The following is a 19,476-nucleotide window of genomic DNA, read 5'->3' as shown; positions in this document are numbered from 1 at the left end:
CAGCCGAACGCAGCCTCGCAGGCTCGGCAGCTGCTACGGATCGTGGTGGATCAGATTTCCAGGATTTCCATCTCGCGCAGCACCTCGGCGACGGCCGCCACTGCTGCGTGCATGTCGGCCTGGTTGACGTGGCCGATGCAGCCGACGCGGAAGGTTTCGACCTGGGTCAGTTTGCCGGGGTAGAGGATGAAACCCTTGGCCTTGACCCGTTCGTAGAACTCCTTGAACTGATAGCGCGGGTCTTTCGGTGCGTGGAACGTGACGATGATCGGAGCCTGGATCGCGGCGGGCAGGAAGCTGCGCAGGCCCAGTTTGGCCATGTCATCGAGCAGCACCTGGCAGTTGTTGTCGTAGCGCTGATGCCGGGCCGGCAAACCACCTTCTTCGTTGTATTGCAGCAAGGCTTCGTGCAGCGCCGCGACCACGTGGGTCGGCGGGGTGAAGCGCCATTGACCGGTCTTGGCCATGTAGGTGTGCTGATCGAACAAGTCCATTGCCAGCGAGTGCGAGTTACCGGCGGTCTTCGCCAGCGCTTCTTTGCGTGCGAAGACGAAACCCATCCCCGGCACGCCCTCCAGGCATTTGCCCGAGGCGGCGATCAGGGCGTCGAACGGCACCTGTTGCGCATCGATCGGCAGCGCGCCAAACGAGCTCATCGCGTCGATGATCAGGCGTTTGCCGTGCTGTTCGATGACGTGGGCGATTTCCGCCAGCGGGTTGAGGATGCCGGTGCTGGTTTCGCAGTGAATCAATGCGACGTGGGTGATGCTGGCGTCGCCCCGCAGCAAGCGGTCGACGTCGGCGGCGGTGGTCGGTTCGTCTTCGGCGGTTTCGAAGGTGCTGAACGAACGGCCGAGCACTTCGCAGATTTTCGCCAGGCGTTTGCCGTAGGCGCCGTTGATCAGCACCAGCACTTTACCGTCCCGAGGCACCAGCGTGCCGATCGCCGCTTCGACCGCGAACGTGCCGCTGCCTTGCAGGGGCACGCAGTGGTGGCTGTCGCCGCCGTTGATGATCGCCAGCAATTGCTCGCACAGGCTGGCGGTCAGCTGGTTGAAGCGGTCATCCCATGACCCCCAGTCGACCATCATCGCCTGACGGGTGCGCTGCGATGTAGTCAATGGGCCGGGGGTGAGCAGGGTGGGCTCGGCAATACGCATTCTTGTGTCCTTGCAAAAGCTCAGTGGGATGAAACTACGGGGCATAAATTGCAATTCGGCGTCCTATCAATCAAATTGTTTGTTGTTATGCCAGCTATCAGTGAGGGTTATCCATGAATCTGTTCCAGCTGCGCGCCTTCGACGCCGTGGCCCGCGAGGGCAGCTTCACCCGCGCCGCAGCGCGCCTGTTCATCAGCCAACCGGCGGTCACCGGGCACATCAAGGCGCTGGAGGAGCACTACCAGATCACCTTGTTGCGGCGCACCGCGCGGCGGGTCGAACTGACGGAAGAGGGCACCAGACTCGCGGCGATCACCCGGGCGATGTTCGGCCTGGCCGAAGAAGCGCAGGCGATGCTGGAGGCCAATCGGCAGTTACTCACCGGGCGCCTGGAAGTGGCGGCGGACGGCCCGCACATGGTCATGCCGATGCTCGCCAGCCTGCGCTCGCGTTATCCGGGGATCACCGTGAATTTGCGGTTGGGCAATGCCCGGGAAACCCTCGCGGCGCTGCTGTCGGAGCATGCGGATGTGGCGGTGCTGACCGAAGTCGAGCCGCGTAAGGGGTTGCACCTGCAAGGGTTGAGCGAATCGAGGATTTGCGCGTTGGTGCCCGCTGGCCATCCGTGGGCGCAGAAGTCGAAAGGGCTGCCGCTCAAGGAGCTGGATCAGGTGATCATGGTGTTGCGCGAGCCGAGTTCGATTACCCGGCGCACGTTCGACGAGGCGTGCGTTCAGGCCGGGGTCAATCCGCGGGTGTTGCTGGAGCTGGACAGTCGCGAGGCAGTGACCGAGGCGGTGGCCGCCGAGTTGGGCGTGGGTGTGGTGTCGTCGGTGGAAGTCAGCCACGACCCGCGGGTGGCGGCGGTGCCGATCATTGGCGAGGGGTTGGTCAATCGGCACATGATCGGTTGCATGGAGCGGCGGCGGGATTTGCGCTTGATACAGGCGTTTTTTGGGTTGGCGCCTGTCCGATAGACCGCGAAGAGGCCCGGTAAAATCACGGCATGAGATCCGAGCGGTTGATCAGCCAATCGAGCAGCAGACGGGTATCGCGGCGTGGTTCGGGAGCGGGTCGGGAAGGCTGGAGGCGGCCCATGCCGGCACACAACACCGGCCGGTCCGGATCACTGTCGAGAAAGCTGACCAACACTTCGCTGCCGGCGATGGGCAGCCTGGACGGATCGATCCGACCGTCCGGTGCTGCGAGGGCGACCGGTAGCCAAAGCCCAACGGACTCATCCGCCTCGAGCGTGGCTTTCGGCCACAAGCAGACCTGTATTCGGCCTTGCTCATCGAGCGCCGCCGGTTGCCCGACAGGGCCCAGCACCCGGGCGGTCTGATAGCCCGGGATGCTCGGCCTGGCCTGTTTGAGCGCGGGCCTGAACACCGTTGACCAGGGAATGGCGCTGAACTGATTGCTGTAGCGCCGGGCGATGCCATGGCCGGGCTTGTTTTCGACGAGAATCGACGGCTGCTGCCCCTGGTGCTGGATGTCGGTGAGCAGCCACTGATCGTTGAAACTCGAGAGCGGGTGCTGCGCCACTTGCACGATTCGTCCACTGCGCAGCTCATTCTGGGTGCTTTGGCCGTGGATCTGCCGATGCTGGCAACGCAGGCGTTCCAGCAAGCGGCGGCCGAGCTGCTCGCGATGAAGCTGTTCGGGTGCAGGTCTTGCCGTCATCGGGCCTGTTCTGGCGAGCGGGTGGTTGGCCGCGCCGTCGCCAATCACCTGCGTGCCGCGGTTTCTGGCATCCCATTGTGCCGGGGCGGGGGCCGGGTCATGGCGCTGGAACAGTTCGCTGATCACCGGCAAGAGCGGGTCGTTGAATGCGTCGGCATGGAACGGCATCAGCAGCGGTTCTTGCGGGAAACTCAGGCTGTCATCGGCCAGGACCAGGACGTGCCCGTCGTGCTGATGTTCGAAGTGGAAGTGGATGCCTTCTTCTTCACACAGCCGCTGCATGAAGACCAGATCGCTCTCATCGTACTGAATGCAAAAGGGCCGCAGCGGGTAGTGGCCGCAGGTAAGGTCGAAGCGATAACTGTGCTCGGGCAGCTGATGCTCCTCCAGCAACTGACGCACGATCGCCGGCACGCTGAGACGATGAAATACCCGACGCGAGCTGTGCAACTGAAGTCGTTGAACATGGGGCGCCAGCACCAGCGAGTAGCCGACCCGATGCGGGCCGCGATGTTCGCGGCTGACGCTGTGGATCACGCCATGAATGCCCTGATCAGCCGACAGCCTCAGGAACGCCGGTTGTTGCAGCAACCGATCCAGGTTCATTGCCGGTGCGAGGCCGATCACCTCGATGTCGAATCGATAGGGCTGGTTGAGGCCTTCGCGGCCATTGAACTGCAACACCTGCAAACTCAAACCGCCGTCGAGGAGTGTCAGGGTGTAGGGGTTTTCCTTGTCGTTGTGCATCGAACGCGCTTCTGCCTTGGAGAACGGGCGCAGAGGGTACGAAACCACAGCCCCGAAGCGTCACCGCAAATCGACTTTTCAGAATCGCCCTACAAGCACTGGTGAAGATGTCGACCGGTCATGGGCTGAAGATGTTGGAATTTTTGGTCGATTGGCATCTTTAGGCCGTATAAACTTGCGCTACGCGTCGGCCAATAGATGTCTCGGCGCCACAGATCAAGAGAGTGAGTAATGGGCGCACAGTGGAAGGTTAAACACAAAGAAGCGGCAGCCAACGCCAAGGGCAAGATCTTCGGCAAACTGGTGAAGGAAATCACCATTGCTGCACGCAACGGTGCCGATACCGCCACCAACGCACACCTGCGTCTGGTGGTCGAACAGGCGAAAAAAGCCTCGATGCCCCGCGAAACCCTGGAACGCGCGATCAAGAAAGGCTCCGGCCAGCTCGGCGAAACCGTGCAATACCATCGCGTGACGTATGAAGGGTTCGCACCGCATCAGGTGCCGCTGATCGTTGAATGCGTGACTGACAACATCAACCGCACCGTCGCTGAAATCCGCGTCGCGTTCCGCAAGGGCCAGTTGGGCGCTTCCGGTTCGGTGGCCTGGGACTTCAACCACGTCGGCATGATCGAGGCGTCCCCGGACAGCCCTGACGCCGATCCGGAAATGGCCGCGATCGAAGCCGGTGCCCAGGATTTCGAGCCGGGCGAAGACGGCGCGACGCTGTTCCTGACCGACCCTGCGGACCTGGACGCGGTACAGAAAGCGCTGCCGGAGCAAGGCTTCACCGTGTTGTCGGCCAAGTTGGGTTACCAGCCGAAGAACCCGGTGAGCGGCTTGAGCGACGAGCAGATGGCGGAAGTCGAAGCGTTCCTCGAAGGCCTGGATAACCACGATGACGTGCAGGACATGTTTGTCGGGTTGGCGGGTTAAGCGGTTCTGCAGTTTGTGATTTGACTTGTGGCGAGGGAGCAAGCTCCCTCGCCACAAGTTCTATATTTGCCGCTAGTTGAACGCGGCCAACTCCCGCACCACCTCACTGAACCCCGGCCGCGCCAGCACATCCGGCTGACAGCAGCGCTGCTGTAAATCCTCTAACGCGACCCGCTGTTCATCGCTCAACCCCGAGTCGATCCGTTCCAGCAATTCCCCCAGCAAAATCCCGAACGCCCGCACCTCGATCCGTTGCAGCGCGCGGCTTTCAAGGCTGTCCGAGGTGGCATGGAAAGATGCCGCGCCAAAATCCCCCAACAGACAATCGCCATGCTCGTTCCACAGAATATTGTGGCCATAGAGGTCGCCGTGGGTGATGCCTTGACAGTGCAGGTGCTCGGCCACCGAGGCGATGCCACTGGCGATGCGCATTGCCACGCCGGCGCTGAACCGGGTGTCGTCGGCATAGATGTCGCGGGAGCAGGACGCCAGGCTCGGCAGGCTGGCCAGGTTACGGTAGCTCGGATCGATCAGTTGCATCACCAGCCCGGCCTGCGCCTGTGGATGCCCGACGATGCGCCCTTCGACCCGGATCAGGTTGGGGTGGAGGCCAGCGGTGATGCAGGCGTTCATTTCGTGCAGCGGCGAGCCGTCGCTGGTCATCTCGCCTTTGTAGAGTTTTACCGCGACCTGTTTCGTCTGTTCCCACACCGCCTGATGAATGACCCCCGACGCGCCTTCGCCGAGTTTCTGCTCCAGGCTCAGCTCGGACCATGGAATGCTCGTCGTGGCTTCAAGTGCCGCCGCATCGGCTTCGGTTTCCAGTGGGTTACCGGCGTACGCCAGCCAAGTCAGGCCCGGCAGGGTCAGCAGCCACTCGGGAAGCTCGGTGAGCTGATTGGCGGCAATGCGGATCAGCTCAAGTCGATGACAGCGGCTCAGGCTCTCGGGCAAACGCTGTAACCGGTTGCCGGCGAGCATGAGTTTTTGCAGATGCGGGCGCTCGCCCAGTTCGGTGGGCAGCTCCGTGATGCGGTTGTCGGTCAGGATCAGCCAGCGTAGCAGCGGCGGCAGGGCGGCGGCCGGCACGTGTTCGATGGCGTTGGCCTTGAAGCCGATCATCGTCAGCGCCGCGCACTGGCCAAGGCAGGCGGGCAGTTCGGTGAACTGATTGTCCGAGCAGAACAGCACGCGCAAACGGGTCAGGCGGTGCAGATCGTCCGGCAGGCTGCGCAAGGCGTTGCCACTGAGGTTGAGCACTTCCAGCGAGTCCGCCAGGTCGAAGATTTCCCGGGGGAATTCGTTCAGGCCACAGACCAGGTCCAGGCGGGTGATGCCCGACAGTTGGCCGGCGCGCAGTTGTGCGAGAGTGTGCATAGGCAGGTTCGCTATTGATCAGTGGGAGGGCGCAGGGGCCTGGAAATGGGCGACATGATAGCGGGAAAGTGGTGGTGGCTGTCAGGCGAGTTCCCTGACTTCCACCAACTGCCCCAACCGGCTGCGCGTACGCGCCAGGTCGATGGCATCGCCATCCAGGCATTCGCGCAATGATTGGTGGCCGAGCAGAATCAGGTGTTTGTCCTGGTCGTACAAGACGTCGATCAGGTTGATGAAACGCTGCTGGGCGGCGATTGAACAGTCGGCGAGGCTGGGCAGTTTGTCGATGATCCAGCGGTCGAACCGTCGGCACAGTTCCAGGTAGTCCATGACGGCGGTGGGGTGTTCGCACAGGTCGGCGAAGGTGAAGCCGATGGTTCGCCCTTCGCAGTATCGGGCTTGAAGGTGTCGTGTTCCGACGGGCAGTCGAATGGCCGGTGCATCGTGTTCGAGCAGGTGCAGCGCCTGACGCTGGGCTACCGTGGCCGGCCAGACGTACTGGCCCTGGGTAAACAGCTGCTGCGCATGGGATCGCGCCTGACTGCGATAATCATGGGGGCCACCGACTTCCATCACCTGCATGCGCGTGTTGATCAGGTCGATCACCGGTTTGAAGCGGGCGTGGTAGAGCGGGTTGGGCAGTAAGCCTTCCGGCGGGTAGTTTGAGGTCACCAGCAGCAGAATCCCCCGGCGAAACAGCGCCTTGAACAGCCGCGTGATGAGCATCGCATCGCCGATGTCATGCACATGGAATTCGTCGAAACACAGCACCTGGCAGTTGTGCAGCAGTTCGTCGAGGGTACTTGCCAGCGCATCAGGCTGATCGCGATGGCTGAACATGCCCTGGTGCAATTGCGCAAAAAACTCATGGAAGTGCAGGCGCTGTTTTTCCGCGACAGGGATGGCCTGGAAAAAACCGTCGAGCAGCCAGCTCTTGCCGCGTCCGACAGCACCGTAGAGGTACAGACCAGGAAGTGTTGGCGCCGATGGGCCCAGCAGTGTCGAAGCGTGCTGCGCCATGCAGTCGATCACGCGTTGCTGGCTGTGGCTGAGGGTATAGCCCTGGGCATGGGCCTTGTGGTGGAAGTAGTCGTGGATCACCCTATCCTGCGCGCTGCCACTGGTCGGGGCCGAGAATGCCTTGCCGAAGAAACGGCGCAGCGCGGGCCAGCGTGGTGTGAGTCGCGCACGGTTGGGAGGTCGAACGGCCACTGTGATGTCACCCCGTAATCTTCAGGCCGGCTCCCCGAGCTGCGGCGGCGTAGTTTAACCAAATGGGGAATTTTCCTTCCACTGGTGTCGATGAAATCCCAAGGCCTGTAGGAGCGAGCGGTGCGGCGATCCGACTTGCCCGCGAAGAACGATGACGCGCGGTCCCTGAAAAACCGCGGTGCATTCTTCGCGGGCAAGTCGGATCGCCGCACCGCTCGCTTCTACAGGATTTTCGTTAGCGCTCGATACTGCGATTCCACCGGTCATTCCACGCCGGGCGCTGTTCGTTGACCTGATCCCAATCGATGGCAATCGCCGTTTCCAGATAGTGCTTCATCGCCTCGACCTGACCGCGGGTCTTGTCGGTGGTCGGTGTATTCGGGTTGGACGGAATCTGATCGCCATCTTCAAGCGCCGCGGCCTGTGCTTCAGGCGTCAGCAAGAAGGCCGCGAGTTTCTGCGCCAGTTCCGGCTGGGTGTTGTTGGCGATGGCGCATTCGGCCACGTTGAGCACCACCGAGCCTTCCTTCGGCTGCGCATACTCCACCGGCATGCCCTTGAGTTTCAGCGCGGTGACTTGGGTCGGGGTCAACGGGAACAGCGCCGCTTCGTCGGTCTGGAGCATTTCCGAGATTTTCGCCGAGCTCGGAATGTACTCCAGCACGTTGCGCCCGACGGTGTTCGGCCAGGCCTTGAACCCCGGTTCGACGTTGGTTTCGCTGCCGCCCTGAATCCGGTTGAACATCAGGAAACCGTGCAGGCCGAAGGTCGAGGAAGCCATCGACTGGAACACAACCTTGTCCTTGTATCGAGGATCGGCCATGTCCATCCAGGAGGTCGGCGCGTTCCAGCCTTTTTCCTTGAACAGCCGCGTGTTGTACGCCAACCCGGTAACGCCGAGGCTCACCGCCACCGCTTGATCCTTGATGCGGCCCTTGGCCGGAATCTGCGCCAGGGTCGGGCTGTCTTCGAGTTTGTCGCACAAACCCATGGCAATGGCGCGGTACATGATGCCGTCGTCGAGGAACATCACGTGCAATTGCGGGTTGCCTTTGCTGGCCTGGACCTTGGCCAGGATATCGGCCGAGGTTCCCGGCACGATCACCACTTTGACGTTATTGGCTTTCTCGAAAGCCGGCAGCACCTTGTCGGCGTAGAGCCGCTCCATGGTTCCGCCGTTCATGCCCAGGTAAAGCGTCGGTTCGGCCTGGGCCTGAGTGACCGTGAGCAGAGCGCTCAGGCATGAAAATCCGAGCAGTGCAGTGCGTTTGAAGTTATTCATTGGCGCGACCTTCCTCTATCAAGCTACGGAAATGGAGTGAAACCGGGTGATGGAAAACGCATCCAGCGGCGTCTTTGACGCGCCGCTACAGATGATCTCGGTGAGCGCCTGGCCCACCGCAGGCCCGATCTGAAAGCCCGCGCCGGCAAAGCCGAATGCGTGCAACAGACCGGGTTGCGTGCTGCTGTGGCCGATCACGGGTTGACGATCGGGTAAATAACCTTCGGTGCCGCTCCAGGTACGAATCGCCTGGGCGCCTTCAAGAAACGGGTAGAGCTCGACGGCCTGACGCAGGATCTCGATCACCGCGCTCTGACCAGGCCGGGCGCGGGCACCGTCGAGGGCAAAGCCCTGGCCGCCGCCCAACACGCAATTGCCCCGCGCGACCTGACGGGCATAGATGCCGCCGCCCTCGACACCGGTACTGGCATTCATCACCAGCGGCAATGGCTCGGTGACCAGCATCGCCGGGTGCCCGGCGTGCATCGGCACTGCTTCGCCGAATTGCGCGGCAAGGTTGCCGGCCCAGGCGCCGGCGCAGTTGAGCAGCCAGGGCGCGTGCAATTCGAGGCCGGTTTGAGTGCTGATGCGAAAGCGCTGACCATCATGTTCCACCGCCGTGACTGCGCATTGCTCATGCACCTGCGCGCCATGCCGACGTGCCGCTTGGGCAAACGCCGGCGACACCAGACGTGGGTTGGCATGGCCATCGTCCGGGCACAGCGAGGCACCGACCGCGATGTCTCCGACCCATGGAAAACGTGCGCGCAACTCATTGCGATCAAACAGCTGCAAATCAAGGCCGAACCCCTGGCTGCTGGCAGCGTAGTCCTGCAAGGCGTGCAGATCGTTGAGGCTGCGGGCGAGTTTCAGGTGACCGCTGCGCTGGTACTCGCCGTCGATGCCGATCAGTTGCGGCAGCTGTCCCCAGATTTCGTGGGCCCGTTGCGACAACGGCAATTGCGACAACGGCCGGCCCTGACGGCGCACGCCGCCATAGTTCACGCCGCTGGAATGCGAACCGCAAAAATCCCGTTCCAGTAGCGCCACGCGTCGGCCGGCCTTGCTCAGAAACAGGGCGGCGGAAGCCCCGACAATGCCACCGCCAATGATGACTGCCTCAACCTCGATCATGGCTCGACCTCCAGACCGAACGGCAAGGGTTTGATCGGTGCCTGAGCCCGCAACCGACCGATGTCGGATACTGAACGCTGACTTTCGCAGGCAATGATTTCCGCAGCGGCGGCCCCGCACATCCGGCCCTGACAGCGACCCATGCCGACCCGGCAATGGGCTTTGACCCGGTTGATCTCCCAGTGACCGTCGCGCACTACCTGGCGGATGTCGCCGGCACGTACTTCTTCGCAGCGACAGATCATCAGGTCATCCGCAGCGTCGGCGGCCCAGCTTTCGGGGAAGGCAAAGGCACGCTCAAGACCCCGGCGGAATCTGCCGATATCTTTCAGCGACTGTTCCAGCTGGGTGGCACGTTGCGGCGGGAGCAGGTAACCGCTGTCTTCGAGCAAGGCGAGGGCTGCCCGTTCACCGGCCATTTCCGCCGCGTCGGCGCCCATGATGCCGGCGCCGTCACCGGCCAGGTACACCTCGGCGACACTGCTGCGCCCGGCGCTGTCGCGCTGTGGCAGCCAGGCGCGGTTGAGCGGGTTCCAGGTGAATTTGCAGCCCAGCAGGTCGGCGAGTTGGGTTTCGCTGCGCAGGCCATGGGCGAAGGCGACGGCGTCGCAGTCGATTCGATGTTGGCCTTTTGCGTTGCGCCAGTTCAGCGATTGCACACGCTGTTGGCCATCGATGTCTGACAGGCTGGCGCCCTGATGCACCGGGATGCCGTGGGCGGTCAGCCAGGCGCGGTAATAGAGACCTTTGGCGAGGGTGGCCGGTTGCGACAACAGGCCGGGCAGGGCGCGGGCCTGAGCGCTGAACGGCGAGCTGTCGAGCACCGCGACCACGTTGGCTCCGGCCTTGGCGTATTGATAGGCCACCAGATACAGCAACGGACCGCTGCCGGCGAACACTACGCGTTCACCAATGGCACAGCCCTGAAACTTCAAGGCGATCTGCGCCGCGCCGAGGCTGTACACCCCCGGCAACGTCCAGCCCGGCACCGGCAGAATCCGGTCGGTGGCGCCCGTGGCGACAATCACCCGGGAGAACGCCACACGTATGGCGCGGCCCTCGCGCAAAGTGTCGAGCGCGTTGGCCTCGGCGTTCCACACCAGCGTGTCGGGGCGGTAGTCGAGTTGCTCGCGCAGTTCGTCGATGGTTTGATGCAGCGCGTTGGCCTTGGCGGCTTCGAAGCCGTACAACTTGACGGGCGAACGTTTGAAGTTGGCCGGTTGCCGCCGATAAATCTGTCCGCCACCGCGTGCGGCTTCGTCCAGCAGAACCGGGCGCACGCCATGCGCCACTAGCGTCTGTGCCGCACGAATCCCGGCGGGGCCGGCGCCGATGATCACCACAGCGTTCATACCAAGCGCCCCGGTTCGCGGCTGACGTGCTGTCCGGCTTCAAGCAGGGTCGAGCAGGCCCGCACCCGGCGGCCATCGCCCAAGCGTACCCAGCAGTCCTGACAGGCGCCCATCAGGCAGAAGCCGGCGCGGGGTTCGGCGCTGAAGTCGCTGCCGCGCAGGTGCTCGCTGCAGGTCAGCACGGCGGTCAGCAGGGTGTCGCCGAGCAAGCCACTGGCAGGCACGCCGTCGAGGGTAAAGTCCAGGGCCGGGCGGTCGCCTTCGGCCAGTCGTTTCAGCAGAGCCATGGCGCCCTCATTGTTTACCCACCAGAACCCGATCCAGGCCATAGACCCGATCGAGCAGAATCATCGTCAGCGCGGTCAGCGCGATCACCAGGGCCGACACCGCCGCCATCATCGGATCGATGGATTCGGTGGCGTATACGTACATGCGCACCGGCAACGTCTGAGTAGCCGGCGAGGTGACGAAGATCGACAACGTGACCTCATCGAAACTGTTGATGAACGCCAGCAGCCAGCCACCGGCGACCCCCGGCAGAATCATCGGCAAGGTGATTTGCCGGAACAGCGTGAAGCGCCCGGCACCCAAGGATTGCGCGGCGTGTTCGGCGCTGCGGTCCAGGCCGATGGCCGACGCCAATACCAGCCGCAGCACATACGGCGTGATCACCAGCACATGGGCAAAGATCAGCCAGGCGAAGCTGCCGTTGACGCCCATCAGCGCAAACAAGCGCAGCAACGCCACCCCCAGCACCAGGTGCGGAATGATGATCGGCGACAGGAACAGGGCGTTGAAAAAGTCCCGTCCGGGGAACTCGAAACGGGTGATCGCCAGCGCCGCCGGTACCGCAATCAGCGTCGCCAGGCTGGCCGCGCTGAACGCCAGGATCAGGCTGTTGTAGAACGCATCGACAAAGTCCGCGCGCTCGAACACGGCGCGGAACCAGCGCAGGGAAAAATCCGTGGTCGGCAGGCTCAGGGTGTTTTCCGGGGTGAAGGCGACAAGGCACACCACCACCAGCGGCGCGAGCATGAACAGCACCACCAGGGTATGGAACAGCAGGGCGAAAGGACCGTTTCTGGACATGACGAATTATCCCAATGACTTCTTGTAGCGGCCTTCGATCATCCGGTTCCACGACAGCATGATCAGCAGGTTGAGCAACAGCAGGGCCACGGCAATCGCGGCGCCCATCGGCCAGTTCAGCTCCGACAGGTACTGGTCGTAGATCAGCGTGGCGACCATCTTCAGCCGGCGTCCGCCGAGCAGTCCGGGAATGGCGAAGGAACTGGCCGCGAGGCCGAACACGATCAAGGTGCCGGAGAGCACCCCGGGCATGACCTGCGGCAACACTACTTTGCGTATCACCGTGAAGTGGCTGGCGCCCAGTGACAGCGCAGCCTGCTCGGCGGCCGGGTCGAGTTTTTGCAGCGAGGTCCAGACCGGAATGATCATGAATGGCAGCATCACGTGAACCAGCGCGATCACCACCGCGAACGGCGTGTAGAGCAGCTTCATCGGCGAGCCACCGAAGGCTTGCAGGGTCTGGTTGACCAGCCCGTCGGCGCCCAGCAACAGGCTCCAGCCGAACGCCCGCACCACCACCGAAATCAGCAGCGGCGTGAGGATCAGAATCAGGAAGATCGAGCGCCACGGCGCGCCCATGCGACTGAGGATGTAGGCCTCGGGCACGCCGATCAGCACGCAGAGCAGGGTGGTCAGGGCGCTGATCCACATCGTGCGCAGAAAGATTTCGTAGAAGTACGGGTCGCCCAGCAGGCTGCTGTAGTGGGCGAAGGTGTAGGCGTCGCTGTTGATCCCCGAGCTGTAGTCGAAGACGTTCAACGACAACACCAGCGTCAGCAGCAGCGGGATCGCCAGCAGGCCGATGTACAACGCCAGGGCCGGTGCCGACAACACATACCCTTGGCGTCCCTGGCGGATGGAGGCGAGCGTACTCATGCCGACACCTCGTCGACACTCAGCACCCGCAGCAGTGCCGCGTCCCAGTCGAGGCCGACCGGCGTGCCTTCGGCCAGTGGCGCCGAGCCGTCGTTGCGACGCACCACGCAGAGTTCGCCCAGGGTTGTTGTTACGCCGTACAGCCACTGGCTGCCGAGGAAGAAGCGGCTGGCGATTTTGCCTTGCAAACGACCATGGCCTTTTTCCCGCAGATCGATTTTTTCCGGGCGCAGGCTCAGCGTCAGTTCGCCGTTGCCGGTGTTGCACACCTGAACCACACCGGCGCCGTCTCGCTCACCGGGCAGCAGATTGGCTTTGCCGACGAACCCGGAAATGAACTCGGTGCGCGGGTGTTCGTAGAGGGTGTAGGGCGCGTCGATCTGAGTGATGCGCCCGGCCTGCATCACCACCACCCGGTCGCTGATCGACAGCGCTTCGGACTGGTCGTGGGTGACCATCAGCGTGGTGATGCCGACTTCGCGCTGGATGCGGCGGATTTCGAACTGCATCTCTTCGCGCAAATTGGCGTCGAGGTTGGACAGTGGTTCGTCGAGCAGCAACACCGGCGGCTCGATCACCAACGCCCGGGCCAGCGCAACACGTTGGCGCTGGCCGCCGGAAAGCTCCCGCGGGTAACGCTCGGCGTGCTGGTGCAGGCGAACCAGTTTCAGCACCCGGTCCACCCGTTGCTGCAACTCGCCGTTGGGCACTTTGCGCATGCGCAGGCCGAAGGCGACGTTGTCTTGCACGGTCATGTGCGGGAACAGCGCGTAACTCTGGAACACCACGCCCAGACCACGACTGGCGGGTTTGGCATGGGTGATGTCGCGACCGTCCAGCACAATGCGTCCGCTGCTGACTTCGACGAAGCCGGCGATCATTTGCAGGGTGGTGGTTTTGCCGCAGCCGGAGGGGCCGAGCAGTGAGACGAACTCGCCTTTTTCGACCGACAGGTTGGTGGCGACGACTGCGTCGATCTCGCCATATCGTTTGCCGAGGTTTTCAAGCTGCACAAAAGCCATGACTGCGCTCCACCTGAGATTGTTATGCGTCGCCATTGGCGCGCTTTTTTGTATGGGCAGATACGAAAAGATGTCGCGGGGGGTGTTGGCGCTCGACGTGCGTCGGCTGCCGTTGTTGTTCGAATCGCCCCTGTATGGACGCAGAGTAGGACGAAGAATAGGATGGGCTCAATAACCTATTTCACTGAAGCGATGACTATTTTCAGTTTTATTCAGTGAGTAAATTTATTGATGAGAAATCACATGCCTGATTCCACTGATTGGAATGAAAACAAAAATGAAGTCGGAGTCGGTGCGGTCTCGAGACTGTTTGCGGTGCTGCGCAGCCTGGGGGACACCGTCGAGGGCGGCGAACGCGTGACGCAACTGGCGCAACGCATCGGCTTGTCGCAACCGACCACCCACCGCTTGCTGCGCAGCCTGATGGACGAGGGCATGGTCGAGCAGGACGCCCGCAGCAAACGCTATCGCCTGAGCCTGGAGTTTTTTGCCTTGGCGGCCCGTGCCGGCAATACCGGCAACTTGCGCGAACTGGCGCGGCCGGCGTTGCTGCGGTTGTCGGCATCGTTGGGCGATTCGCTGTTTTTACTGGCGCGCAGCGGCTTTGATGCGATCTGTCTGGACCGCAGTGAAGGGCCGTTTCCGATCCGCACGTTTACCGGCGACATCGGCGGTCGGGTGGCGCTTGGCGTGGGGCAGGGCAGCCTGGCGATTCTGGCGTTTCTGCCAGAAGAAGAGCGTGAAACGGTGATTCGTTACAACTTGCCACGGCTCAAGGATTTTCATCTGTATGACGAGGTGTTCCTGCGCTCGGAAGTCGAGAATGTGCGCGCTCTCGGGTACGCCGGGCGCAACACCGGCGTGTTGCAAGGCATGGCCGGCGTGGCGGTGCCGATCCTCGACCGCGAAGGCCGGGCGGTGGCGGCGCTGAGTGTGGCCACGATCAGCGACCGCCTGGGGCCGGATCGTTTACCGACAGTGGTGGAAATGCTCAAGCGCGAAGCGGCGTTGATCGGGCCGCGGATCAATCCGTTTGATCCGCTGTTGCGCAGGCCTTCGCAGGTGTTTGGGCAGGGGTGACCACAATCTCCAAATGATCGCTCCCACAGGGGGGGATTAAAACTGCGCGGTCTGCTTGAGCATCTGCGCCGCCGGCGTGTCACTCGGGCTGACCATCGCGTAGTTGTACCCGGCATCCGACCAATACTCGGCCTGCAGTTCGCCGTCGCTGCGGCTGCCGCGGGGCAGGAGGAAGTTTTTCGGTCCCGGCGGACGGACGTAGAAGCTGATTTTATGGCCGCCCTGATCTTCGTAAACCACCATCGCTGCCGGCCCTTGTTCGGTACTGAGCAGCCGCCCGCTAATGGGTTTGTATCCAGAAACCGTCAGGTTCGGCAAACGATGGGCCTGGCTGAAATAGCGGTCGAGCCAACCCTGCATGTCGCCATCGTCGCTGACTTGGTAATCCGCCGGCAGAATGCCTTGCAGGGCAATCAGCCGGTAGGCCTGCATCGCATCGGTCATCGGCAGCGCGGCGCTGACCAGGGTCATTTCCCGTGCGTGCCAACCGCCCAATCCGCCGACGCTGACCGCGATCAGCAACACTGCGGCACTGGCCAGATGACGGCGAGACTGGCGTTTGAGGCGCTGGCGAATCAACGCCGGATCGAGTTCCGGGTTGGCCGGTTGCTGCAAGGCGCCGCTCAGGGCCGCGCGCAATTGCTGGGCATCCTGCTGCCAGGCGCGCACTTGCGCGGCGACTTCGGCGTTGCTGGCCAGATAAGTGTCCATCTGTTGTCGGTCGGCATCGCTGAGTTGGTGATCGACGTAGGCGTGCAGGTCACGCTCGCTGGGTGGCATGCTGATCATTTGAGTCTCCGCAGAGAAGGGCGGGTGATTTCGCCGTCGCTGAGTTGGCGCAAGGCCTGGCGCGCGCGGGACAGGCGCGACATTACGGTGCCGGTGGGGACGTCGAGAATCTCGGCGACCTCCTTGTAACTCAAGCCTTCGACCGACACCCAGAGCAGCAGCGCGCGCTGTTCGGTGCTGAGTTGATCGAAGGCTTGCAGGGTCGACTGGGCGATTACCGTGCGTTCTACCGAAGGCTGCGCATCGTCGCGCCCGGTAAAGAACTCGAGCATCCGCGCATACCGCCGGGAGCGGCGGTGGGCGTCGAGAAACTGCCGATAAAGAATCGAAAACAGCCAGGCCCGCAAGTCGCCTTCGGGACGTTTGCCACCCCAATTCGACAGCGCTCGCTCAAGGCAGGCCTGCACCAGATCGTCGGCACTGCTGGGGTTGCGCGTCAGCGACACGGCGAAGCGCCGCAGCCTGGGAATGATTTCACGCAATTGTCCGTCGATGTTGTTCATGGAGAAGGCGTGTTCTCTGGCTGTGATGAATGGCACTGACAAGAAGGACGCCGGCCACCGTGGTTTATTCCTTCGTCGGGGAAAACCATTACTTATTTGTGTAGGAGATTTCTGAGGGGGTTGTAATCCATGTAATGGCATCGAACTTCGCGGCTCAACCCATGCAGCAAGCTCAGGCAGTCAGCCCAGCCTCTCACCAGGCTGCGCAGAACCACCCGTGCTTGAACGTAAATATTGAGCCTGAAGAGAATTTTTTAACATGCAAGAGTGCAAAATTTCCCTTGAGTCGGCACCGATTTGTTCGCCGCTTCCAAACAATGCCCAGGACGTGTGGCCACAATTCGGTCGAGGGCCGACGGTTGCGCCTGAGTATCTTCTGATCCATCGCGCCATCGAGGCGCAAGCCGCCGCCAGACCTCAGGGCGTTGCCGCCCATTGTGAGGGCGAAACCATCACCTATGGTGAGCTGAACCGGCAGGCCAACCGACTGGCCACGCTGTTGCGTCAGCAGGGCGTCGCCCCGGGTGATCACGTGGCCTTGTTTGTGGAACGTTCGATTCCGATGCTGGTGGGAATGTTGGCCACATTGAAAGTGGGTGCTGCCTACATCCCTCAGCACGTAGGGATTACTCCCACTGCGCAATTGCGCCACATCATGGAAGTGGCCTCGACGCGGGTGGTGCTGACACTGTCGAGCCTCGAATCGCTAATTCCCCTGACGGCGCAGCAACACAGCATTTGCCTCGATGAGTTCATGAAGGTTGCGTCAACACCCGCTGACGATTTGAACGTGGCCGGTTTGCTGTCGTCGACCCCGGACCGACTGTGTTTCATTCTGTTTACCTCCGGCACCACCGGCCTGCCCAATGGGGTTCGGGTGACCCACCGCAATGTGTGCAATATTTTGCTGACAGCCCCGGGCAATCTCGGCATACGGCCTGGGCTCAAGGTCGGACAGATACTGAACATTGCCTTTGACATGGCGGCCTGGGAAATACTCGGTTGTCTGGTTCATGGCGCGACGTTGATGATCCGTGGCAAGGACATCGGCCAGACTGCCGAACAATGCGATGTGCTGATCGCCACACCCTCGATTCTCGGCACACTCGATCCATCGCGGTATCAGCAAGTCAAGGTCGTGGCCCTTGCAGGGGAGCCATGCCCGCAGCCCCTGGCTGATCGCTGGTCCTCGTTCTGCACTTTTTACAATGCCTGCGGCCCGACCGAAACCACGATCGTCAACACCATGCAGCATTACAGGGGCGCAGGTGCGTTGACGATTGGCAAACCCACGCCCAACAACACGGTTTACGTGCTGGACGAGGCGGGCCAGCTTTGCAAGGTGGGTGAGCAAGGCGAGATGTGGGCCGGTGGCGACTGTGTGACAGCGGGCTATTTGGGTAACCCTGCGTTGACGGCTGAACGCTATCGACCCGATCCGTTTCTGGGGCAGGGCCGGATGATGTTTCGCACACGTGATCTGGGGCGCTGGACAGCGAACGGCGAACTTGAACACCTGGGACGTGTCGATGACCAGGTCAAGGTCAGAGGGTTTCGGGTGGAGCTCGACTCTGTTTCTGCGGCTCTGGAGTCATCTGATCGCTGCGAGCGGGCGGTCACGTTGAAACTCGACAGTCGCCATCTGGTGGCCTTCGTCTATCCCCTCACCACGGACATCGATGCCGCAAGGCGTCGCTGTGAAGAACGGCTTGCCTACTATTGCGTCCCTTCGCTGATCCTCGCCGTGGATCACATTCCGCTGACATCACGCGGCAAGGTCGACAAGCGCATGTTGCTGGGATGGGCGGCGGAGCATCAGGCCGACCTTGCCGCGGCAAACAGGCAGGGGGTAAACGCATGAGGGGGGCGAATCCGGATACCTCGCTGCCCGCCAGGCGCGCGCTGTGGCTGCGATGGGGAACGTTGCCAATATTTTCTCATTACAACCGCCTGCTAGCCCTGGTGCTTGCACTCAATATTGCGGCACTGGCGCATGGGCTGACCGCCGGGCAGTGGTGGACATCCTCGGGGATTGTTCTTGAGGCGCTGTCGGGATTAGTGGTGGCGAATCTGTCGATGGCGATTTTGATTCGCCAGCAATACATCATCAATCTGCTGTTCTGGCTGGCAACCCGGGCGCCCACTTGCTGGCCGCTTGCGATACGCCGCTCACTGGCCAAGGTTTACCACTTCGGCGGCTTGCACAGCGGCGGCGCGCTGGCAGCCATTGGCTGGTTCGCGGTGTTGAGTGGCTCCTTGAGCTGGCATTGGATTGCGGGGCTGAATGGGGTTTCTCTGGCGCTGCTAGGGGTGAGCGCCGGGTTGCTGGGCACCTTGCTGTTGGTGGCGATCATGGCTCATCCACGGATTCGCGCACGTTTTCACAACGGGTTCGAGCGCATGCACCGCTTTGGTGGATGGACCGCACTCGCCCTGTTCTGGGTATGGACCGTTCTGTTTGTCCGGGACCAGAATCTGCAGATTCCCGTGCATGAGGCGCTGTGGACGTCGGCGGCATTCTGGATGCTGATTGTGCTGACGTTCAGCATCGCCTTGCCATGGTTTCGTCTGCGCAAAGTGCCGGTGCAACTGATCAGGCCTTCTTCTCATGCGGTGATAGCGCGCTTTGGCCATACCACGCCGTTTGCCGGCTCCTCCAACGCCATCAGCCTCCACCCGCTGATGGAGTGGCACTCCTTTGCCAATATTCCCACACCGGGTGAAGCGGGTTTTCGCCTGATCATTTCCCGCGCAGGTGACTGGACCGGCGAGTTCATCGAGCAAATGCCGACGCATGTCTGGGTCAAAGGCATTACCACCGCCGGAGTGGCGCATATCGAGACTCTGTTCAAATCGGTGGTGTACATCGCCACGGGCAGCGGCATCGGCCCGGTGTTGCCCCATTTGCTGGCCAGACAGGTACCGATACATCTGGTCTGGTCCACCCGCAGCCCCCGAATCACCTATGGTGATGCGCTGGTGGAGGAGATCCTGCAGGCCAATCCCGATGCCTTGATCTGGGACACCGACGTACTCGGCAAGCCAGACCTCGTGCAACTGGCCTATGACGCGGTTCGAACGTTCGGTGCCGAAGCGGTGATCTGCATTTCGAACCAGACGCTCACTCAGCGAGTGGTCGAGGAAATGGAGGGGCGGGGCATTCCGGCATATGGCGCCATCTGGGATTCCTGATGCTTGCCAAGCGCTTTTTCATTCAAACATTTCACCGTATTC

18 protein-coding genes are annotated in these 19,476 nt (G+C 62.1%); 5 read left to right on the top strand and 13 right to left on the bottom strand.

Going from position 1 to position 19,476, the window contains the following annotated elements:
* Positions 1-50: 50 nt before the first annotated feature.
* Positions 51-1,160 carry a 2-aminoethylphosphonate--pyruvate transaminase gene (locus PMI21_RS04865; RefSeq protein ID WP_007940963.1) on the bottom strand — a complete coding sequence of 370 codons (1,110 nt, stop codon included), beginning with the start codon at positions 1,158-1,160 and terminating at the stop codon, positions 51-53.
* 113 nt (positions 1,161-1,273) lie between these two features.
* On the opposite strand from PMI21_RS04865, the gene PMI21_RS04870 reads away from it, so the two are divergent.
* Positions 1,274-2,137, top strand: coding sequence for a LysR substrate-binding domain-containing protein (locus tag PMI21_RS04870; protein ID WP_007940962.1), 864 nt, complete (start codon positions 1,274-1,276; stop codon positions 2,135-2,137).
* 22 nt (positions 2,138-2,159) lie between these two features.
* Here PMI21_RS04870 and PMI21_RS04875 read toward each other — a convergent pair whose 3' ends face one another.
* Entirely contained in the window at positions 2,160-3,590 is a 1,431-nt protein-coding gene (locus tag PMI21_RS04875; RefSeq protein ID WP_007940961.1) for a type VI secretion system Vgr family protein, read from the bottom strand.
* 231 nt (positions 3,591-3,821) lie between these two features.
* Here PMI21_RS04875 and PMI21_RS04880 point away from each other — a divergent pair, with 231 nt between their 5' ends.
* Entirely contained in the window at positions 3,822-4,526 is a 705-nt protein-coding gene (locus tag PMI21_RS04880) for a YebC/PmpR family DNA-binding transcriptional regulator (protein WP_007940960.1), read from the top strand.
* A gap of 72 nt (positions 4,527-4,598) precedes the next feature.
* On the opposite strand, the gene PMI21_RS04885 is transcribed toward PMI21_RS04880, so the two are convergent.
* The 9 genes from PMI21_RS04885 to PMI21_RS04925 form a co-directional block, all read right to left on the bottom strand.
* Complete coding sequence (locus PMI21_RS04885; protein ID WP_007940959.1) at positions 4,599-5,903, bottom strand: leucine-rich repeat-containing protein kinase family protein; 1,305 nt, start codon at positions 5,901-5,903, stop codon at positions 4,599-4,601.
* Positions 5,904-5,984: 81 nt separating this feature from the next.
* The gene (gene zapE / locus PMI21_RS04890; protein ID WP_033064188.1) at positions 5,985-7,115 is read right to left on the bottom strand and encodes a cell division protein ZapE; all 1,131 of its coding nucleotides are present in this window, start codon (positions 7,113-7,115) and stop codon (positions 5,985-5,987) included.
* Between the two features lie 235 nt (positions 7,116-7,350).
* On the bottom strand, positions 7,351-8,397 hold the full coding sequence (locus PMI21_RS04895) for an ABC transporter substrate-binding protein (RefSeq protein WP_007940956.1): 1,047 nt from the start codon (positions 8,395-8,397) through the stop codon (positions 7,351-7,353).
* Between the two features lie 18 nt (positions 8,398-8,415).
* Positions 8,416-9,531 (bottom strand): NAD(P)/FAD-dependent oxidoreductase, encoded by a 1,116-nt coding sequence (locus tag PMI21_RS04900; RefSeq protein ID WP_007940955.1) that lies wholly within the window; start codon positions 9,529-9,531, stop codon positions 8,416-8,418.
* Complete coding sequence (locus PMI21_RS04905; RefSeq protein ID WP_007940954.1) at positions 9,528-10,883, bottom strand: FAD/NAD(P)-dependent oxidoreductase; 1,356 nt, start codon at positions 10,881-10,883, stop codon at positions 9,528-9,530. Before PMI21_RS04905 ends, PMI21_RS04900 begins: the two co-directional genes overlap by 4 nt.
* The gene (locus PMI21_RS04910; RefSeq protein WP_007940953.1) at positions 10,880-11,170 is read right to left on the bottom strand and encodes a (2Fe-2S)-binding protein; all 291 of its coding nucleotides are present in this window, start codon (positions 11,168-11,170) and stop codon (positions 10,880-10,882) included. Before PMI21_RS04910 ends, PMI21_RS04905 begins: the two co-directional genes overlap by 4 nt.
* A gap of 7 nt (positions 11,171-11,177) precedes the next feature.
* Entirely contained in the window at positions 11,178-11,972 is a 795-nt protein-coding gene (locus PMI21_RS04915; RefSeq protein ID WP_007940952.1) for an ABC transporter permease, read from the bottom strand.
* Between the two features lie 6 nt (positions 11,973-11,978).
* Positions 11,979-12,848 carry an ABC transporter permease gene (locus PMI21_RS04920; RefSeq protein ID WP_007940951.1) on the bottom strand — a complete coding sequence of 290 codons (870 nt, stop codon included), beginning with the start codon at positions 12,846-12,848 and terminating at the stop codon, positions 11,979-11,981.
* Positions 12,845-13,870, bottom strand: a complete 1,026-nt coding sequence (locus PMI21_RS04925; protein ID WP_007940950.1) for an ABC transporter ATP-binding protein — start codon at positions 13,868-13,870, stop codon at positions 12,845-12,847. The genes PMI21_RS04920 and PMI21_RS04925 overlap by 4 nt, the downstream gene beginning before the upstream one ends.
* 243 nt (positions 13,871-14,113) lie before the next feature.
* On the opposite strand from PMI21_RS04925, the gene PMI21_RS04930 reads away from it, so the two are divergent.
* A complete protein-coding gene (locus PMI21_RS04930; RefSeq protein ID WP_007940949.1) occupies positions 14,114-14,950 on the top strand; it encodes an IclR family transcriptional regulator in 837 nt (278 codons plus the stop codon).
* 36 nt (positions 14,951-14,986) lie between these two features.
* Here PMI21_RS04930 and PMI21_RS04935 read toward each other — a convergent pair whose 3' ends face one another.
* Positions 14,987-15,739, bottom strand: a complete 753-nt coding sequence (locus PMI21_RS04935) for an anti-sigma factor family protein (RefSeq protein ID WP_007940948.1) — start codon at positions 15,737-15,739, stop codon at positions 14,987-14,989.
* Positions 15,736-16,242, bottom strand: a complete 507-nt coding sequence (locus PMI21_RS04940; RefSeq protein WP_007940947.1) for an RNA polymerase sigma factor — start codon at positions 16,240-16,242, stop codon at positions 15,736-15,738. The genes PMI21_RS04935 and PMI21_RS04940 overlap by 4 nt, the downstream gene beginning before the upstream one ends.
* A 259-nt stretch (positions 16,243-16,501) precedes the next feature.
* Between PMI21_RS04940 and PMI21_RS04945 the strand changes: the two genes are divergently transcribed.
* Positions 16,502-18,103, top strand: a complete 1,602-nt coding sequence (locus PMI21_RS04945) for an amino acid adenylation domain-containing protein (protein ID WP_007940946.1) — start codon at positions 16,502-16,504, stop codon at positions 18,101-18,103.
* Positions 18,100-19,434 carry a hypothetical protein gene (locus PMI21_RS04950; RefSeq protein ID WP_007940944.1) on the top strand — a complete coding sequence of 445 codons (1,335 nt, stop codon included), beginning with the start codon at positions 18,100-18,102 and terminating at the stop codon, positions 19,432-19,434. The genes PMI21_RS04945 and PMI21_RS04950 overlap by 4 nt, the downstream gene beginning before the upstream one ends.
* Positions 19,435-19,476 lie beyond the last annotated feature (42 nt).

The organism is Pseudomonas sp. GM18 (assembly GCF_000282195.1).
Classification (GTDB): Bacteria; Pseudomonadota; Gammaproteobacteria; order Pseudomonadales; family Pseudomonadaceae; genus Aquipseudomonas.
The sequence above is the reverse complement of the archived record's forward strand: the minus strand, read 5'-3'. Positions and strand labels throughout refer to the sequence as shown.

What these genes read in the sequence shown, in the direction of transcription:
- PMI21_RS04905 (WP_007940954.1), bottom strand. Translation starts at nt 10,883, where the DNA reads ATGAACGCTGTGGTGATCATCGGCGCCGGCCCCGCCGGGATTCGTGCG.
- PMI21_RS04940 (WP_007940947.1), bottom strand. Translation starts at nt 16,242, where the DNA reads ATGAACAACATCGACGGACAATTGCGTGAAATCATTCCCAGGCTGCGG.
- PMI21_RS04910 (WP_007940953.1), bottom strand. Translation starts at nt 11,170, where the DNA reads ATGGCTCTGCTGAAACGACTGGCCGAAGGCGACCGCCCGGCCCTGGAC.
- PMI21_RS04935 (WP_007940948.1), bottom strand. Translation starts at nt 15,739, where the DNA reads ATGATCAGCATGCCACCCAGCGAGCGTGACCTGCACGCCTACGTCGAT.
- PMI21_RS04895 (WP_007940956.1), bottom strand. Translation starts at nt 8,397, where the DNA reads ATGAATAACTTCAAACGCACTGCACTGCTCGGATTTTCATGCCTGAGC.
- PMI21_RS04925 (WP_007940950.1), bottom strand. Translation starts at nt 13,870, where the DNA reads ATGGCTTTTGTGCAGCTTGAAAACCTCGGCAAACGATATGGCGAGATC.
- PMI21_RS04865 (WP_007940963.1), bottom strand. Translation starts at nt 1,160, where the DNA reads ATGCGTATTGCCGAGCCCACCCTGCTCACCCCCGGCCCATTGACTACA.
- PMI21_RS04870 (WP_007940962.1), top strand. Translation starts at nt 1,274, where the DNA reads ATGAATCTGTTCCAGCTGCGCGCCTTCGACGCCGTGGCCCGCGAGGGC.
- PMI21_RS04930 (WP_007940949.1), top strand. Translation starts at nt 14,114, where the DNA reads ATGCCTGATTCCACTGATTGGAATGAAAACAAAAATGAAGTCGGAGTC.
- PMI21_RS04915 (WP_007940952.1), bottom strand. Translation starts at nt 11,972, where the DNA reads ATGTCCAGAAACGGTCCTTTCGCCCTGCTGTTCCATACCCTGGTGGTG.
- PMI21_RS04920 (WP_007940951.1), bottom strand. Translation starts at nt 12,848, where the DNA reads ATGAGTACGCTCGCCTCCATCCGCCAGGGACGCCAAGGGTATGTGTTG.
- PMI21_RS04945 (WP_007940946.1), top strand. Translation starts at nt 16,502, where the DNA reads ATGCAAGAGTGCAAAATTTCCCTTGAGTCGGCACCGATTTGTTCGCCG.
- PMI21_RS04950 (WP_007940944.1), top strand. Translation starts at nt 18,100, where the DNA reads ATGAGGGGGGCGAATCCGGATACCTCGCTGCCCGCCAGGCGCGCGCTG.
- PMI21_RS04880 (WP_007940960.1), top strand. Translation starts at nt 3,822, where the DNA reads ATGGGCGCACAGTGGAAGGTTAAACACAAAGAAGCGGCAGCCAACGCC.
- PMI21_RS04900 (WP_007940955.1), bottom strand. Translation starts at nt 9,531, where the DNA reads ATGATCGAGGTTGAGGCAGTCATCATTGGCGGTGGCATTGTCGGGGCT.
- PMI21_RS04885 (WP_007940959.1), bottom strand. Translation starts at nt 5,903, where the DNA reads ATGCACACTCTCGCACAACTGCGCGCCGGCCAACTGTCGGGCATCACC.
- PMI21_RS04875 (WP_007940961.1), bottom strand. Translation starts at nt 3,590, where the DNA reads ATGCACAACGACAAGGAAAACCCCTACACCCTGACACTCCTCGACGGC.